Annotated in this window: 13 protein-coding genes and 3 tRNA genes; 11 read left to right on the forward strand and 5 right to left on the reverse strand. The window is 51.9% G+C overall.

Annotated features, from left to right (window positions below; translation table 11 throughout):
- Window positions 1-16: 16 nt before the first annotated feature.
- Entirely contained in the window at window positions 17-2872 is a 2856-nt protein-coding gene (locus PXG97_RS05605; RefSeq protein ID WP_276496735.1) for a DNA methyltransferase, read from the reverse strand.
- A 182-nt stretch (window positions 2873-3054) separates the two neighbouring features.
- Between PXG97_RS05605 and PXG97_RS05610 the strand changes: the two genes are divergently transcribed.
- From PXG97_RS05610 to PXG97_RS05635, 6 genes are read left to right on the forward strand one after another with little or no spacing between them, the layout of a single operon-like run.
- A complete protein-coding gene (locus PXG97_RS05610; RefSeq protein WP_276496736.1) occupies window positions 3055-3903 on the forward strand; it encodes a hypothetical protein in 849 nt (282 codons plus the stop codon).
- The gene (locus tag PXG97_RS05615; protein WP_276496737.1) at window positions 3900-4436 is read left to right on the forward strand and encodes a hypothetical protein; all 537 of its coding nucleotides are present in this window, start codon (window positions 3900-3902) and stop codon (window positions 4434-4436) included. Before PXG97_RS05610 ends, PXG97_RS05615 begins: the two co-directional genes overlap by 4 nt.
- Window positions 4437-4439: 3 nt before the next feature.
- Window positions 4440-6542 (forward strand): SprB repeat-containing protein, encoded by a 2103-nt coding sequence (locus tag PXG97_RS05620; protein WP_276496738.1) that lies wholly within the window; start codon window positions 4440-4442, stop codon window positions 6540-6542.
- Window positions 6539-7756, forward strand: coding sequence for a hypothetical protein (locus PXG97_RS05625; RefSeq protein ID WP_276496739.1), 1218 nt, complete (start codon window positions 6539-6541; stop codon window positions 7754-7756). Before PXG97_RS05620 ends, PXG97_RS05625 begins: the two co-directional genes overlap by 4 nt.
- Window positions 7756-8190, forward strand: coding sequence for a hypothetical protein (locus PXG97_RS05630; protein ID WP_276496740.1), 435 nt, complete (start codon window positions 7756-7758; stop codon window positions 8188-8190). Before PXG97_RS05625 ends, PXG97_RS05630 begins: the two co-directional genes overlap by 1 nt.
- Window positions 8190-11093: a phage tail tape measure protein gene (locus PXG97_RS05635; protein WP_276496741.1), complete on the forward strand. Its 2904-nt coding sequence runs from the start codon at window positions 8190-8192 to the stop codon at window positions 11091-11093. Before PXG97_RS05630 ends, PXG97_RS05635 begins: the two co-directional genes overlap by 1 nt.
- A gap of 79 nt (window positions 11094-11172) precedes the next feature.
- Here PXG97_RS05635 and PXG97_RS05640 read toward each other — a convergent pair.
- From PXG97_RS05640 to PXG97_RS05650, 3 genes are all read right to left on the reverse strand, one after another.
- Window positions 11173-11246, reverse strand: a tRNA-Arg gene (locus PXG97_RS05640).
- A gap of 70 nt (window positions 11247-11316) precedes the next feature.
- A tRNA-Pro gene (locus PXG97_RS05645) sits at window positions 11317-11390 on the reverse strand.
- Window positions 11391-11511: 121 nt separating this feature from the next.
- Window positions 11512-11598 (reverse strand) — tRNA-Ser (locus PXG97_RS05650).
- Window positions 11599-11928: 330 nt separating this feature from the next.
- Between PXG97_RS05650 and PXG97_RS05655 the strand changes: the two genes are divergently transcribed.
- From PXG97_RS05655 to PXG97_RS05665, 3 genes are all read left to right on the forward strand, one after another.
- On the forward strand, window positions 11929-12900 hold the full coding sequence (locus tag PXG97_RS05655) for a VWA domain-containing protein (protein ID WP_276496742.1): 972 nt from the start codon (window positions 11929-11931) through the stop codon (window positions 12898-12900).
- Entirely contained in the window at window positions 12897-13844 is a 948-nt protein-coding gene (locus PXG97_RS05660) for a tetratricopeptide repeat protein (RefSeq protein ID WP_276496743.1), read from the forward strand. Before PXG97_RS05655 ends, PXG97_RS05660 begins: the two co-directional genes overlap by 4 nt.
- 184 nt (window positions 13845-14028) lie before the next feature.
- Entirely contained in the window at window positions 14029-14667 is a 639-nt protein-coding gene (locus tag PXG97_RS05665) for an HD domain-containing protein (RefSeq protein WP_276496744.1), read from the forward strand.
- Between the two features lie 175 nt (window positions 14668-14842).
- Here the strand turns inward: PXG97_RS05665 and PXG97_RS05670 are convergent, their stop codons facing one another.
- Complete coding sequence (locus tag PXG97_RS05670) at window positions 14843-15232, reverse strand: VOC family protein (RefSeq protein ID WP_276496745.1); 390 nt, start codon at window positions 15230-15232, stop codon at window positions 14843-14845.
- Window positions 15233-15334: 102 nt separating this feature from the next.
- Here PXG97_RS05670 and PXG97_RS05675 point away from each other — a divergent pair, with 102 nt between their 5' ends.
- Window positions 15335-15772: a PaaI family thioesterase gene (locus tag PXG97_RS05675; protein WP_276496746.1), complete on the forward strand. Its 438-nt coding sequence runs from the start codon at window positions 15335-15337 to the stop codon at window positions 15770-15772.
- Window positions 15773-16139: 367 nt separating this feature from the next.
- Window positions 16140-16751 (forward strand): hypothetical protein, encoded by a 612-nt coding sequence (locus PXG97_RS05680; protein WP_276496747.1) that lies wholly within the window; start codon window positions 16140-16142, stop codon window positions 16749-16751.
- The last annotated feature ends 50 nt before the right edge of the window (window positions 16752-16801 follow it).

The following is a 16801-nucleotide window of genomic DNA, read 5'->3' on the forward strand; positions in this document are numbered from 1 at the left end:
TTTAATAACTAATTCTTTAATTTAACTGAACGCAATCATCACTGGTAAACTCTTCCTTATTAGTTACACATTTAGGTAGTCCAGGTCCTTGAACTTCTTCACCTACTTCGATTTTAGAAGCTACCTCATAGTTCAATTCAAGTAACTGGGAAAGCAAATCTTTACGCTTAGTGAATCCATACACAGACAGCACTGCATCATCAAGCTTTTGATGTAGCTCTTTTAATGGGTTTGCTCCTGGCGCCTCAAGTATTCGGTAAATGTCTCTTAATGAATAATTATGTTGCTTTAGAATAGCAGCACGCTTGACTCTCAAATCAACTGCTGCCTTAGCAACTTTCTTAACTTCATTGAATTTTGGATTTTGTGGAAATGGAAACGTATCCCAGATAGAATCAGTAGTGTACCTAGGATCCCCTTTTAATGAGGAGCATTTCTCTTGATACCAAAGAATGTGAACTTGAGACTGGATTATACCAAATGTATAATCATCCTCAAAAGCAAAAGCCATGAGGGCATCATTAGGGTGTATATCAGAAGAGACAAAATCAAATATTGGCCTTGCAGAAACACGCGAACAAGCAATATATCTTTTCAATTTTGATAATGCATCAAGCATATCTTTCCTACCATAGGAAAGTTGCCACCACTTATTATAAAAATTAATGTGGTGCTTATTCACTTTCGCTTTAGGGTTCTTCTTTAGTTCCTCTTTGTTTTTCTCCTCCTGCTCTTTTGCCTTTGCTTCTCTATCTGCAAGTACTTTACTTCTGACAATTTCATAAGGCTCTTTATAAGATGCGGCTTCCAGTATATCCATTCTGGAGAAATCAATCACATGTCTATCGGGTTGGCTTGCCTTGTTTGCAATAAGCTCTTCCCCTATCAACATAGGTTTAATTACATCCTTGTTCTTCTCATCTAGTGCTATAAGCTCTTGAGCTTTTCTATTAATAAGCAAAAAGCCTTTATGACCATGCGTCTGTCCTTGATAAACAACCTTAGGATGCTTATTACAAGCTAGGACTTTAGCCTTAGTTATATCTATTTCTAGGGTCAAACTACTGTTAATTTCTTCTAAGACATACTCCTGTAGCTCATCTTTTTCGTCCTCAATATATAGTCTCTTTTTCCCCTCGTACTTTCCTTTTTTCCAATTAACTATAGATACAAAGACTACTGCATCACCTGACCAGGGTTGTGAAGAAACAGCACTAAAGATTATGCCTCCATTGTTTACTATGAAATCAAGGCTCCCTTTCCTACTATAGTTTTGTCTAATAGTGTTTGTTCCTACTAAACCTGCGTAACCACCTTCCTTCAACTGATTGTGTGCTTTATAAAACCAATACACACAATAATCTGCTCTGCCAGGAACTTCAGGAAAAGCATCCCAAAGCTGATTCAAATATCCAATTCCATATTCCTGTTGCATCTTGTTTTTACTTTGATAAGGTGGGTTGCCAATTATCACATCAGCATCCGGCCAGCTAGTAAATAAAGCATCAGCAAACAGAATATTGTCGTCCATATTATCTAATGGAAGAGTCGCCTCCATTTGAAAGCCAATTCCGACCTGCAAAGTATTAACCCAGTCACGTGTTTCATTTATAGCTATTTCTTTAGCAAGCATAAGGGTAACCTTTGCTAATTCTACAGCAAAACTATTGTAGTCCATACCGTAGAATTGTTTGATACTTACAATAGATTGTGTGCCTATTTCAGACGCACTTTTTGGAAATTCAGTATGGATTTTGTTGAGTAGGTCCATTTCAATGCGCTTAAGCTCACGATAAGCTACATAGAGGAAGTTACCACTACCACAAGCTGGGTCTAGTACCTTGTAATTAGCTATCTCCTTCCTCAACCGCTTCATGTCAGCTAAGGTCTTCGCTTTTTCAATTTTCTCGCGCCAAGGCTGAATAATACATGGATGAACAATTTTGAGAATATCCAACTCAGTCGTAAAGTGAGCGCCATACGCATGTCGAGCCTCGGCCCCCATACTACTTTGAAACACAGTACCAAAAATGGCTGGGTTTACCTTATTCCACTTCTTAGTGGCCGCTTGATATAATTTGTCTAACTCATCATCAGTAAGCTCAATAGCTGCCGGTTGAGCAAACAAGCCACCATTGAAATATTGGACATCTTTAAACCTTCCGCCATGAGCCCTCTGCTTCGTATCCATCTGGATGAACAAAGCATTTATGAGGTCATAAGAATTTCCTAATCCTTTTTTACAATCCAGTAGTATTTGTGTGAAAAGATCTTTCGGTAGCAGTTGATAATCCTCTGCAAATAGAGTAAATATACACTGCAGGATGAACCGTTGAGCACGCTCCCGGTCCTCCCCTCTTTTTAAAAGGGAATTAAAAACCTTAGCTACTAGATCCGCTGTTTCCCGTGTAGCTTCTTCAAGATTATTATTAAATACAGGAGTTGCAGGTCGGGGTAGCATAAAATTAAAAGCCGTATACCGATCAGGCAGGTCTTCTATTTTAATGCGGTCAAGAGGCTCGTCTTGTATTGCAAAGTCATATATGATAAACTCGTTGAAGTTGCACAGAATAGAATATTTGGGTTGGTTAGGCCTTAGCTTCCACCAGTAATCAAATAACTGACCACGATGGCTTTGGAGCTGAGCTCCTTTCTTCTTCATTTCAATCAGCACACGGTCTCCCCACAGCAAGTCAGCAAAACGAGTACTCTTTTTCGCTTTTACCCGAAACTCTAACTTTGCACCAGCCTCTTTATACCCTTCATAGCCAAAAGCTCTAAAGAAACGGTCACAAAATACTTGTGCTTCCCCCTTCTCGTCCCCTTCCAGTGACGCAGAATATTTTACGAACTCCTCAATCTTCTCTCTCATGCTTTAAGCTTGTTTTGGTAGTATCAGGATTAATTTAAATTTATCAGGGGTGTATTAACAACATGTTACAACTCAAGAAACGAATATACTATATATAATTAATTCAATACATAGTTTTGACCTGTTTTCTGTCTTTTATTAAGCCGTAGTCAATAATCAACTTCGTGCAAAGCATCAGCTAAATGCACGACATCATCCTCCGCATAAAGTATAAAAAGCGCCAATATCCTACTCTACAGAAGAAGGAAGAAACACTGGTGCTCAACAAGAAAGTAGTCACTAAGTGGAATGAGCTTACACAAGCGCAGCTCCTGGAGATCATCCGCATCCAGTTCAACTTCGAGCCTGGCCACCTGCAGAACCTGCACCTGCTGAAAGTGCTGCTGCAGGTAGAGTGGGCGCACCTGCACTTGTTCACTGCGGTACAGCGCCTGAGCCTCTATCCGCTCCTGAGCTTTCTGCAGGAAAACAGCCTTACCAAACAGCTGCTGCCAAGTATAGAGCCAGTGGCAGGTACGGTGCTGTATGGTCCCGACGAGCGCTTCCGTAACCTCACTTTCGCCGAGTTTATCTACACCGAAACGCTCTACACCCGCCTTGCCAAAAAGCTGGACGAGGAGACGCTGGATCGGCTCATTGCCGTACTTTACCGCCCCCAGCGGCAGAACTACAACCCTGCCAGCCCTAACTATAAAGGTGATATCCGCGAGGATTTCAACGAGCACCTGTTTGCCGGGCGTGAGCCGCTGATCCGCCAGCTGCCCATGCACTACAAGCTTGCCATCCTGGCCTGGTACCGGGGCTGTAAAAAGGAGCTGGAGGCGCTTTATGACAAAGTGTTTACCGAGGGCAACCAGCAGAAAGCCTCCCGCTCCGACTGGGGGGATGTGGTGCTGAGCCTCTCCGGCGGCAAGTTCGGCACCCTGGAGCAGACGGCCACTCAGCGCGTGCACACCATTTTTAAGGAGATGCAGCGCCTGGCACGCGAGCATGAGGAGATCGAGAAACGACACAAGCGTACCCAATCATGAGACATTCCGAATACACCCACTTCTTCCGGAGGCTGGCCGAGCAGCACGTGGCCATCCGGCACTCCGAGCACGAGTGCCGCTTCGTACGCATGATCCTAAGTTCAGACCCGCTGCAGCGCATGCTCGACAGCCGCGAGTTCTTCGACGGCCTCCGGAGCCAGCTAGCCGAGGGCTTCGTGCTGGTGCTGGAAAGCTACGAAGCCGACTACACCGACAACACCGGCGATCAGAAAAAGAAAGAGTACCACGGCGCCTTTTACATCCTGCACCACGTGGAGCCCGGCGACTTCGATGGGCTGGAGGCCGTGCTGGATGCCACAGAGGAAATCGGAGAAGACATCATGGGCACCACCGTAGAGCTGATCAACAAGGAAGCTACCCTGCCCCGCAAGCACATGACCGTGAACGGCATCACCAGCGAGCGCATCGGCCCCGTCGGCGAGACCTTCCACGGCACCAAGTTCAGTTTCTTCTTCACCCAAGGCGCCAACCCGGCGCTCCGCCACAAAAAGGAAAAATACCTGCAAGTATAGACTATGGCAAGATTTTCTAAACTCACCATCAACAGCAATGCGGCAACACTAGAGGGAGTTGTGTTTGAGATCGGCCTTCGTGGCCAAGTGGCACGTTTCACCGCCTCCACGGCCAGCTACTATGCTGGAAATAACCAGTGGTACTTCAACCAAAAAAGAGCGGCGGAGTACGGACTCATCGATGTCGGCTACAATGCCCAGCAGCTGGTTAACGCCATTAACGAGTTCCTAGCACAGCTTGGGGAGCAGCGCTATGAAGTTAGTTATACCTGGGCGACAGACTTTATGGGCTACCCCTCCAGCTACACGGTCTTTATCAAAGCGAAGGAGTACAGCGACGAGCTCAACTTCGATTCTGCCAGTGCCTCAAACCTGCAGGGCAGCTATGGCAGCGCCACCATTACGAGTACCAACGCTTACCCACCTTCCGCTAACTATGCCGCTGAGGTGGCGCGTTGCTTTGGCAGCAGCACCGGCAGCATAGAGCTGAATGTGATCGGTGGCCAGGCTCCCTATACTTTTGAGTGGAGCGACGGATCTACGGAGCAGAACCGCTCCATGCTGCCAAGAGGTACTTACAAGGTCATTATTACCGATAGCGCCAAACCGCAGCCCCTTAACCCAGACCTTCCTCCAGACAGTTTCTACCAGACTTTTTCGGAGGATCACCCAGGTGTGGTGGAGCTCACGATTAATGTGGGCGAAAACACCCAAATCCTGGTGGAGGGCAATATTGGCAACAACTCCATTACAGTGCAGGTGAGCGGTGGCACCTTCCCCTATACTTACTCCTGGAGCGACGGCGTGACCAGCAAGGACAGAAGTGATGTGGAGCCGGGCACTTATGAGCTCACTGTGCGCGACGCGCTGGGCTGCATGCAGACCGTGACCTTTACCATTTCGCTGGAGCGATTTTTCTTTTCTAAAAATCCTGTGCTGCTGGAGCTGCAGGCCACCAACCTGGAGGCAAAACCGAACCTGCGCTTTATCTGCGAGGTGTGGGTGGAGCCCGAGTACCAGTCAGGCAATTTCCTGCTGGCAACTCCGGATCCCTTCGAGCACCCGGCAGACAGAGAGGGCCGCACCCGCTTTGATGTATCCGAGATCCTGGACGCTTTCGTGGAGCCGCACCTGCCGGACTTTAACCAGGCCATGGTGAAAAGAGCCGATAAAGCCTTCAAACGTTTCTACCTGCGCTATACTGAAGTCTACGGCGACAACACCATGGATCCGTTCACGGTGCAGGACAACCGCTACGTGCTCTGCGGCGGCCTGGACATGAGTGAGCACTACGCCAATACCTTCTTCCGGAGTTTCCTGCCTAACCGCAAGCCCTTCTTCACCTGGGACCCTTCGGTAAAACCCGTTTTCAAGAACCAGCCGGAGCACCTCTTCTTCATGCCCAACAGCTATGAGCTGACAGATTTCCGCGTGAAGGTTAAAGTGGTGTTTGCCGATGGGACCACCACCACTTTCCAGCCTTACCTGCAGTCTGAGATCAAGCGCTTTGAACTCTACTGCATCCCGGTGGGCCACGACCAGCTCGGACTGGGCACACTGCAGTCAGGCAAAGAGGTGCGCAGCTGGGATGTCTACATCGTCGACGGCTTTGCCAACGTGCTCTCTGAGACCAGGCGCTTTACCATCGACACCCGCAGTTATGCGCAGGTGCGCTATTTCCTGTACGCCAACTCCATCGGCGGTTACAACACCTTGGCTGCCACCGGCCGGGCCAAGCTGCAGGTGGATGCGGAGGCCGAGGTAATGGAACGCAACCGGCCACTGGACGCCGACAGCGGCGACGCCATGGTAATTTCCAAGTACAGCAAGCGCACCCTGCAGATGAGCACCGGCTACAAGAGCAAAGCCGAGATCATTGCCCTACAGGACTTTTTGAATTCCGAGGACGTGCGCCTGGTGGGCAGCGACCGCTACATTGTGGGCAGGCTTTCCGATAAATCTGCGGTGGTAAGCGACGATGATCCGGACAAGCTGCCGGCTCTCTCTTTTGACTTTATACTTTCCAAAATGCACCGGTACACTCCTGCGCTGAGGCTGGCTGGGTACAGCGATGAGTCAGCCAACTTAACGCCGCTTGCCCCATGATCAAGTTCAGAGTGAACGGTGAGGAGCTGGACCTGGAGCCGAGCACTACTGTGCAGGTGGAGTACCACAGCTCTCTGTTTGATGTGGAGCGGATCCCAGGCATGCTTACTTACCCCATCACCCTGCCGTGGAGCAAAAAGAACAAGCGCCTGCTGGGATTTCCCGGCCAGCTATCTGTCCGAAGTTACCGTAAGGAGCCTTTTGCTTGCGAGATGTACCTGGAGAACCTATGGCGCGTGGGCAAGCTTTACATGCTGGGCACCTCGGAGAAAGGCATCAAGGTAAACTTCCAGAGCGAAGTGGGCGACCTGGGCGAAGGCTTTAAGAACGACAGCCTCCGAGACTTGGATTTGGGCACAGGTTCGGAGTATGCGCTACTTAAGGTGCAGAACGATAAGTTTCCGGAGAACGGCAGTGTGCCCTACCCCTACCTGGTGAATATCCTGCGGCAGGTCATGCGCCAGTACGGTTACACGATCTCCGGACCTTGGCTGGAAAAAGAGAGCACCAAAGCGCTGGTACTCTATAACACGCAGCCGCCTGCTCCTGGGCAAGTGGTCTATGCCCAGCACCTACCTGACATGAAGGTAAACGAGTTCATGAAGGCCATCCGCGCAGCTTTCGGCCTGGGCTATCTCTTTAACACCACTACCCGCACGATGGAAATTGTCCGGCTAAAGGATGTAATCAAGGAAACTGCTTACGTGGACTGGCGGGAAAAGCCGGTACTGGTGAAAGAGTGGACGCCCAACGAGACGGATGGGTTCAAACTTGAATTCAAGCCGGTAAATGAGCAGCCATTGGCATACCAGGTAGGGCGCGGCAAGCAAGCTATCCCGATTAACCTGAGCACACTGGCCATGAGTGGAGATGTGCCGGTGGATAGCGCCGAGGCCAGCTACGATGGCAAGTTTGATCTTATACTTCTCACCTCCATACCTGGCGCTACACCTCGTGGCCAGGCGCTGGACCCTGCATTACTATATCAAGAGTGCCACCGCGACTGGCTGGAATTTCTTTCTGTAACCGAGCTGATAGAAACAGAGGTTGACCTGAACATCACTGACCTGCGCACCCTGCGCCAGGACCGGAAGGTGCTCGTGTATGATGGGCAAAGCTTCATCAAGGCACTCTGGGGGAAAGTAAGCGTGAGCATCAGCCTCCAGGACGGCATCAAACGCGCCAAGGTACCACTCTATAAAACCCGCATTTGATGGAAATGACCAAACGCCAACTGGCCGAGGAATGGCTGAAGTATGCGCTGGAGAACTGGCGCAACAACATTACCACGATGCGCATTCGCGACACCAACACCCTCTTTAACAGCTTCAAAGAGCAGGTGATAGAGCAGGCCGGCGGCGACCGTATCCGGATCACCATCGCCTACGCCTGGTACGGCCAGATGGTGGACATGGGCGTGGGCCGGGGCACCCGCTCCGGAGACGTGCGTGAAACGGCGGAGTCCCGAAGACTTGTCGGCCGGGTGCATGGCAACCGTCGCAAACCTAAACCCTGGAAATCAAAGAAGCGGGACTCGGTCAGCTACCAGGCTTTCCGACTATCGGTGCTGATGGCGGAGTTAAACGCAAAGATGGGCATCGAGAAAATCAAAGGAAGTATAGACCATAACATTGTGATCAACTTTTAATGGCCACGAACAAGGAAACAAGGGAGATTGAGATTATCCTCAACGGGCAAAAAGTAAGCGCCTCCCTAAAGGAAATGAATGCAGCGGCGGCACTGATGAACAACCAGCTCAAGAAAATGAGCGCGGATGATCCCAAGCGCGAGGCACTTAAAAAAGACTTTCACGCCATGCGCGACCGCATCAAGGAAATGCGCACCGAGCTTTATGGCGTGGAGAAAGCATCGGCCACGGCCAAGGCCGGACTCGGCGGCATGACCTCTGCCACCGGTTTGCTTAAAGCAGGTTTTAAAGCGGCGGTCGCTGCTTTCTTGCCGCTACTGGCTTTCCAGGAGCTTGTGAATTTGGGCAGGCACCTGCTGGGCATTGTGGACAACGTGGATAAAATCCGTGGATCCTGGCAACGCCTGGGCGTAACCCAAACCGAAGAGTTAGACGCGCTATATGTGCTAACAGAAGCTTTCTCTAAAACATTTGACCAAGAGCACCAGGACGTGATCAAGTCGGCCAACGTGCTGGCAAAGGAGTTTAAGATCAGCTATGGCGAGGCTTTCGACATGCTGGAGAAAGGATTCCTGGCCGGCGGCAACGCCAGCGGTGAGATGCTCGACCAGATAAAGGAGTACTCCACACAGTTTGCCGGTGCCGGCGCCTCTGCCGAGGACTTCATGATGGTGCTGGTGGACGCCGAGAACAAAGGCATCTTCTCAGATAAAGCAGCTGACACGGTCAAGGAGTTTGGCCTCCGGATCCGGGAACAGACCACCGCCACCCGCGACGCACTAGACGATGCGTTTGGTCAGGAATTCACTGATAAGATTTTCAAAGGCATCAACGACGGCTCCCTCTCCACCATCGATGCCCTCAAGCAGGTTAGTGCCCAGATGAACGACACCACCGTGCCAGCCAGCAAGCTGCAGACGGTGGTGGCTGACGTGTTCGGAGGTCCGGGTGAGGATGTGGGCATGGAGTACCTCAAGAGCCTGCAAGAGATCGGCGGGGAACTTGACGCCATGGTGGACAAAAACAACAACCTCACTTCCGCACAGATGGATCAGCTGGAGGCCGAAAAACTACTGGCGGAGGCGCAGGCCGAGCTGGGAGAAAGCTTCAGTGGCACCGGTTCCACGTTGCAATGGCTCTGGACGATGACGCAAGCCTATGGCATGAAGGTGCTGAACTTCTTTGTAGATGGCACCCGCCTGCTACGGGATGATATTGTCGGACTGGGTTTCGTGTTCGCTGAGGTATGGAAAAGTATCACCGCTGGTTGGGATGCGCTGATGAGCGGTGACTTCAGCGGTATTGGTGATGCTTTTAAGGGCTTGGGAGGCAGAGTGGAGAAAGCCTTTACCCAAGGGCGCCTGCACTACCGCCTGAAAGCGCAGGAAGACGAGAAGAAACTACAGCAGCAGGAAAATGACAAAGCCGTAGCTGAGGCAGCTGCCCAGGCCAGGAAAGAAGCGGAGGCCACGCGTAAGGAGAAGGAAGCCGCTGCTAAAGCTTCCGCCAGGGAGGCCGAACGCCAGCGCAAAGAGGAAGCCCGCGCCATGGAAAAAGCACTCGGTGACTATGCCAAAGCCAAGGAAAAAGCACAGACCGAGCTGGCCAAGCTGATGGTGCAGGTGCAGCGGGACGGGCTGTCCAAAGAGCTGGAGGCGTTGCGCCTGCATTATGAGGAGGATAAAGCCGAACGGGAGAAGCACAAGACCGAGGTGCTGGAAAACATTGCGGCCACTGAGGAGGAAAAGCAGGAACTGCTAGCCACCTATGCCGAGCAGCAGCGGTTAAAGGATGAGGAGTACAAGCTGGCGCAGGAAGAAACCAAGCAGGCCGACAGGGAACTGCAACGGGAGGAGTACTTTGCCCAGCTGGAGGAGGAGGAAGAGTACCAGGCCATCGCCAGGGAGGAGCAGTTTCTGCGGGCCTATGATGCCGAGGCCGCCCAAGAGCAAGCCCTGCTGGAGCTGCACCAGCAGACGCTTCACCAGAAACTGGAGTTCCTGCAGGCCGCTGGCCAGGGAGAAACACTGGAGGCACTCAAAATTAAGAACGAGATCCTGCACATCGAAAAAGAGAAGACGGAAAAGAGCAAGGCACTGGCCCAGGAGCGGGCAAACTTTGAGCGCAGCATGGCCGAGATGCGCCTGTCTATCGCAGGCGATACCCTGGATGGCCTGATGGGCTTCCTGAATGAGGAGTCAGCTGCGTACCAGGTGTTCAAGGCGATCCGCAAAACACTGACGGTGGCCGAAATCATCATGAACCTGGAGAAGGAACTGGCCTTCAATGCCGTGGCAGCGGCTGCCAACCCGCTGAATGCTGTTACCTTTGGAGCCGCCGGTGTCGCGCAGCTGAAAGCCGCCAACATCCTCTCCACCGTTCGTGCGGGAATATCCATGGCCAAGGTAGTAGCATTCGAGCAGGGTGGCTTTACCGGCTCCGGAGGCAAGACCATCCCGATGAAAGAAGTGAATGGGCTGTGGCAGACGGCCAGCGGTTTCTCCGGGGGCAGCATCGGAGCCTTTGCCGACGGCGGTTTTGTGAACAATGCGCAGCTGGGCCTGATCGGGGAGCGCGGCCGGGAGCTGGTGCTGCCGAACTGGATGGTGGAATCGCCGAAGTACGCCAATGTGGTGCAGTGGCTGGAGGCCGAGCGCCAGAAGGGAGTACGAGCATTCGCAGACGGTGGCATGACCACACCGGCACCTGCTCCTGCCCTGCCAAACAGCAATTATGAAAACAGAGCATTGACCAAATTTGAAGAGCAGTTGCTGCAGGAAGTAAGGGAAATGAAACAGGAGGTGCTGAGCTGGCCAAACCGGCTGGAGGTGCACAACAATATTGGCGATACCAGGGAGAAATTACAGCAACTGAACGAACTGGAAAGACGGGCCTTCGGGTAGGGATGGACTCGAAAATGGTGCCCAATTTGGTGCCCATAAAACAAAAAAGCCCCTCTACGCGATGTAGAGAGGCTTTTTGTGATCCCGTTTGGATTCGAACCAAAGACCTACTGCTTAGAAGGCAGTTGCTCTATCCAGCTGAGCTACGAGACCAGCGTCTAACGGGAGAGCAATGCTCTGCCCTTAAACAAAAAATTTCGGAATCTCTTCCGAAATTTTTTAGTCGGGGTGGCAGGATTCGAACCTACGACCTCCACATCCCAAATGTGGCGCGATACCGGGCTACGCTACACCCCGAACTAGTTTTCGCTTTCGGATTTCGGTGTTTAAACCGTTTTATCTGATTGCGATGCAAAGGTAAGTGAAGATTTCAGATTTGCAAAAGCTTTTTTTAACTTTTTTCGTCATCATCTTGCAGCGGAGAAGGGGGGATTCGAACCCCCGGTACCCTTACGAGTACGGCAGTTTAGCAAACTGCTGGTTTAAGCCACTCACCCACCTCTCCGTGGAAATCTCTTACTGCTTAAGAGACTGCAAACATACTACATCGATCCGTACAACGCAATACCCTGCTATAAAATTCCTGACAAACATTTTTCCATGGCCTCCCTCCTAAAAGCTAACTCATTGATACAGCAAGGCTTCTTGATGCAAAAATTTTTAAAATTACGCTTCCCCATTTATACCTGTCACTTTGCTCCCGCCGTTGATGTAGGCGATTTATACCTTAAGAAGGCTTTCTCTCGAGCAGCTGCAGTGTGGCAGCGGTTTAGTATATTTGTAGCTGACAGACGGAGTGCCTCGTGGGTAAAACGCCGTTTGCTTTCACTGTAACATGACCTGGTACCAGACCCTTACTTTCCTGGAGATCCTGTTCGGCGCGGCTTTTCTTGCGCTCTACATCGGCTATCTGCTGCGCGTGCGTAGGGTGGCGTTGTTCTTTAAGCAACGCCCACACGGTGTCTGGTTTAAGTTTTTGCTGCGCCACGTCTACCTGGTCCTGCTGATCATAGCCATCCTCGGCCCCTCTTTCGGGGCGATGAAGAAAGAGATCCGCACCATTGGCAAGGACTTATACATTGCTGTAGATCTCTCACAATCCATGAACGCTACGGATGTGCAGCCTTCGCGCCTGGAAAAAGCAAAGCACGTAACACAGCGCCTTATCAGCCGCTTCAACTCCGACCGTATCGGCCTCATGATCTTCTCAGATGAGGCATATATCCAAAGCCCGCTGACCTACGACCAGAACGCGCTGCAGCTCTATACCCAAACGCTGCGCACTAGCCTGCTCCCCCACTCCGGCACCAACTACGCTCCCGTGCTGGAACTGGCCCTGGACAAGCTGCGGCAAAAGTCTAACACTGCAGCGGAGAAGCAAAAGGCGCGGGTACTCGTGCTGATAAGCGACGGCGAAGACTTTGGGGGGGATGTAAAAAAACTAGCGGAACAGCTGCAACAGGAAAACATACGCGTGTATACATTGGGAGTCGGCACCACCGACGGCAGCCGTATTCCGGTGGCGCAGGCCTTTAAAACAGACTTGCAGGGAAACGAGGTAGTGACGCAGCTAAAGCCGGAGCCCTTAATGCAGCTCGCAGAGCTTACGGGCGGAGCTTATTTTGAAGTAAACGACCGCATCAGCGAGACAAGCAAGCTAATCAGCGCCATCAACAAGATAGAGGGTGAGTTACGCGAGAGCAAAACCATTGATGTGACCGCCAACAAGTACGTTTATCCCTTGGCGCTGGCGCTGCTCCTCATCCTGCTGGATGTCTTGGTCACTGTTAAACTAATCCGGCTATGAAAGCAGTAACGTTGGCAGCCATATTGCTTGTGAGCCTGTTTAGCGGGGGCATCTCGGTTATTACACGCATTAACCAATATGCCAGCGAGGCGGCTGTTGCCTATCAGCGGCATGATTATATAGAGGCTATTGCCTCTTACAAGTACCTCTTGGACGACCTGGAGATAGACGATGATCAGCTGCGCCTCAACCTGGCCCACTCCTATTACCAGGCGGGGCTCTTGCCGCAGGCCACTGCAGCATACCAGTACCTGGCCGACCACCCCATGGCTCACCTGCGCGCGCTGGCACACCTGCAGCTGGGGAACATCCACAGCAGGCAAGGAAAGTACAAACGCGCCCTGGCCCTCTACAAACAGGCGCTGGTGGCCGAACCCGCAAACGATGCGGCAAGATATAATTATGAGCTTCTGAAGAAGTACCTGGCCCTGCACCCAGAGGCGGCTGCAGCGGAACAGGAGCAAGCAGAGGCTGAGCAAGAAGACTCAGCTGAGCCGGAGGAGGAGCAGGCGCCGCCACCGGCCTCAGAAGACCTGGAGCCGCAACCGAAGCAGAAGCCTGACGAGCAAGGCGAGCAGCAGGAGAAAGAAACGCCTGAGCCGGATCAGAACGGTTCGCAGCAACAGCCTTCCGGCAGCGAAGAGCAGCCCGAGGGAGAGAAAGAACGAGAAGAGGCCGCCGGCGAAGTGGCCGGAGATGAGCGGGGCCAGCAGCTGAACAGCCCCTTCGACAGCAGCGGCCAGCAGCACCGCGCGAGCTCAGAGGGCGTATCGGCAGAAGACCGGCTGGCGCAGACGCGCCGCGCCAGGCTACGGCAGGCCAACATGAGCCCCGAAAAAGCCAGGCTGCTGCTCGATGCCATGCGCAATGCCGAACTGCAGTACATCCAACAGCTTCCCAAAAAACCGACCCGCCAGCCGGACCCTAAAAAGCCAGATTGGTAGGCCAGAGCAAGCGTTCTGTCTAGGTTAATCAGCTATTCGTTTAGGAGCCAGGCCTGTTCGTATATTTCAGCCTGTGCCCCAGTGCTTCGGCTACCTGTATAAACCCTGTTTTTCATACCTTTGCAAGCCACTGCAACTATAAACTTTGCCATAGGCTGCTGCCTAGTCAGAAGCAAAATAAAGTATGAAAGAACAACTGAAAAACGTGCTGGAGGTACTGAACCTCTCCGAAAAACTAAAGTATGAGCTGCGCCACAGCTGGCTGTCTAACGGCCGGCAGGAGAGCGTGGCAGAGCATACCTGGCGCATGGCGCTGATGGTGGTACTGCTGGAGCCCTACCTGGACAATGAGATAGACGTTGCCCGCACCCTCAAAATGGTGATTGTGCATGACTTGGTTGAGGCAGAGGCCGGAGACATACCTGCCTTTGAGGTGAACACCATAGCCCTAAAAGAGCTGAAGCGCCAGAAGGAGCTAAAAGCCATTGAGAACCTGCGCCAGGCATTGGGCAACGGCTTGGGGCAGCACGTGTACGAGCTTTGGCACGAGTTTGAGGACAAGCTTACGTATGAAGCACGTGTGGCCAACGCCCTCGATAAACTGGAAGTACAGATACAGCACAACCACGCCGACATAAACACCTGGCTGGAGATTGAGCAGGAGTTCGTTTTCCTGATGGGCCGCCACACAGAGTTTGACAGCTGCCTGCAGCAGCTTAAGGAGCTGATAGAGGCGCAGGCGGTGGAGAAGATGGAAGCTGCCGGGATCAACGTAACAGATGTGAAGCAAAGGCTTTTTGCTCAACCCGCTGTAAGGGCCTAGGTATAGGCCAAGCTTTAAGCGTGCCTGTGCCGCCAAGGTAGCAGCTATGCTCCCTACAACAAACAGAAGTAGAGAGCGCACTACTTTATCAGGAAATGCGGCCCTTGTCTAAATATGAAAAGCACTGTTGAAGAATCATTGCCGGTCCCGGGCACCACATGGTGTCCGGGGTTTTTTATAGCCTGATATCTGGTGTAAAAGCCACTTCCAGCACAAAGCCGTTCGGGTCGCGGAAGTCAACGGTATAGTACTGCTCCGAGTAGTCCGGCATGGCTTTTGGACCGCGGATGATATCGGCGTGTATACTTTGGAGCCACTCCCCCACCCTGTCTACTACCGCACGGCTGGGCGCATGAAAGCAGATGTGGCGCACCCCAAGGCTGTCGTGCAGCGGCACCGGCGCCTCCTTAAAGTACAGCTCATGCGCGCCGCAGCTGTAAGAGGTGCTGGTCAGCTCGTACCAGCCAATCAAAGGAAACAGCCCGCTGTAGAACGCCAGCGACTCCTCCAGGTCTTTTACCCAGAACTCCAGGTGGTTTATGCCCACGCCATACTTGTACGCCATTGTCTTACGGGTTTAGGTTGCTCCCTGCGAAAGTATGGATTTTTAGCGGCGAAAGCAGGGGCACCCCTTCGCTTACCTCAGATTTATACTTATACTTGCTTTATGCAACACGAAGAACATTACGAGCGGCTGGAGCGGCTCTACCATAAGGCAAAGGTGCAGGAGCTATTCAGTGGCAGCAGCATTGAAGTCAATCACAGCCGCGCCGAGATCACGCTACCAGTTCAGGACAGCTATTTCCATGGAGCAAACGCCCTACACGGTGCCGTATACTTTAAGCTGCTCGATGACGCCTCTTATTTCGCCGTGGCCTCTGTCGTGCGCGATGTGTTCATTGTGACGGCCTCTTTTCAGCTGAACCTGATCCGGCCTGTAACCGGCGGGAAACTGAGAGCCGTAGGCACCCTGCGCTCCCAAAGCAAGAGCCTGTTTGTTGCCGAAGCCACCTTATATAACGACCGTGGCAAGGAGGTAGCTTTTGGCACCGGACAGTTTGTGCGCACTGCACAGCCGCTGGAGAGCCTGGAGGGATACGTGTAAGTTAAAACGTAGAAAGCAGGGCGATTTCAGGCCTGCCCCTTATCTCAGCTAACTTTATAAGTTAGCTACTGGCGGTCATCCTCCACCCAGGCGGTGCTGCAGGACTCGCTGTGGCCGCTACTGCAGCACTAGCCCTAACACCTGCGGCGGCACCACTTTGTCAATCCATTCAAGACATACCAGGTTCCTTGCGCCTTGAGCAAAAGGAGCGGCCCACCTCTCTGCTTCGCAAAACTGGATTTTTCCTTCACTTACTTTTCAAGTCGGTTGACAGGGTATTGATTTACCCTTACCCCCACAATCTCAACAATCTGTTAGTGAGCAGGTTCTTAATCGTAAGTAGCACAAATCTAATAAATTAAAAACTATGAAGAATTTCTTACAAAGAGCTACATCCGCTGTAGCTATCTGCTCTCTTTTTGCCTTTTCTGCCTGTGATTCGGAAGAAGTGTCTCCTGATGCGGCTTTAACAGCTCAGAATACTGAGGATGCGCGGAACAGCAACTCTCTAAACCTGCACAAGACATACACTGCGGAAATAATGTCCTTGAATGGTTCCGGGGTGAGTGGCACGGCGACCCTGACCTTGATGGGCGACGAGCTGACCGTTCATATACAGGCAAGCGGACTTGAGCCAGGTATGGTACACCCGCAGCACATCCATGGCTTTATGGAAAACAACAAAAATTCAGTTTGCCCTCCAATGTCAGCTGATACGGATGGGGACGGGCTGATAGAGCTCGGGGAAGGCTTACCGTTCTATGGGCCGGTAATACTCCCGCTGGAGCCATTCCCAACCGCACCGGACGGCACTATCGATTACACACGCACCTTCAACGTGGCAGACTACATGCACCTGCTGCCCTTGCAGAATAATGTCATCGTGCTCCACGGCATGACAGTAGACGGAGAGTATATCGCTACCCTCCCTGTTGCCTGCGGCATGATAAAGCCCGGCAACAGCGGTAAAAACAAATAGGGGCACCCCTACTTTTTACTCAAGTTTCCAGAAAACAAAAAGAGGCTGTC

Source organism: Pontibacter litorisediminis, assembly GCF_029360645.1.
Lineage (GTDB): Bacteria > Bacteroidota > Bacteroidia > Cytophagales > Hymenobacteraceae > Pontibacter > Pontibacter litorisediminis.

Excerpts from the sequence above, each read along its gene's own strand:
- PXG97_RS05625 (WP_276496739.1), top strand. The coding sequence starts at position 6,539 with ATGATCAAGTTCAGAGTGAACGGTGAGGAGCTGGACCTGGAGCCGAGC.
- PXG97_RS05605 (WP_276496735.1), bottom strand. The coding sequence starts at position 2,872 with ATGAGAGAGAAGATTGAGGAGTTCGTAAAATATTCTGCGTCACTGGAA.
- PXG97_RS05665 (WP_276496744.1), top strand. The coding sequence starts at position 14,029 with ATGAAAGAACAACTGAAAAACGTGCTGGAGGTACTGAACCTCTCCGAA.
- PXG97_RS05670 (WP_276496745.1), bottom strand. The coding sequence starts at position 15,232 with ATGGCGTACAAGTATGGCGTGGGCATAAACCACCTGGAGTTCTGGGTA.
- PXG97_RS05620 (WP_276496738.1), top strand. The coding sequence starts at position 4,440 with ATGGCAAGATTTTCTAAACTCACCATCAACAGCAATGCGGCAACACTA.
- PXG97_RS05655 (WP_276496742.1), top strand. The coding sequence starts at position 11,929 with ATGACCTGGTACCAGACCCTTACTTTCCTGGAGATCCTGTTCGGCGCG.
- PXG97_RS05630 (WP_276496740.1), top strand. The coding sequence starts at position 7,756 with ATGGAAATGACCAAACGCCAACTGGCCGAGGAATGGCTGAAGTATGCG.
- PXG97_RS05615 (WP_276496737.1), top strand. The coding sequence starts at position 3,900 with ATGAGACATTCCGAATACACCCACTTCTTCCGGAGGCTGGCCGAGCAG.
- PXG97_RS05635 (WP_276496741.1), top strand. The coding sequence starts at position 8,190 with ATGGCCACGAACAAGGAAACAAGGGAGATTGAGATTATCCTCAACGGG.
- PXG97_RS05610 (WP_276496736.1), top strand. The coding sequence starts at position 3,055 with ATGCACGACATCATCCTCCGCATAAAGTATAAAAAGCGCCAATATCCT.
- PXG97_RS05675 (WP_276496746.1), top strand. The coding sequence starts at position 15,335 with ATGCAACACGAAGAACATTACGAGCGGCTGGAGCGGCTCTACCATAAG.
- PXG97_RS05680 (WP_276496747.1), top strand. The coding sequence starts at position 16,140 with ATGAAGAATTTCTTACAAAGAGCTACATCCGCTGTAGCTATCTGCTCT.
- PXG97_RS05660 (WP_276496743.1), top strand. The coding sequence starts at position 12,897 with ATGAAAGCAGTAACGTTGGCAGCCATATTGCTTGTGAGCCTGTTTAGC.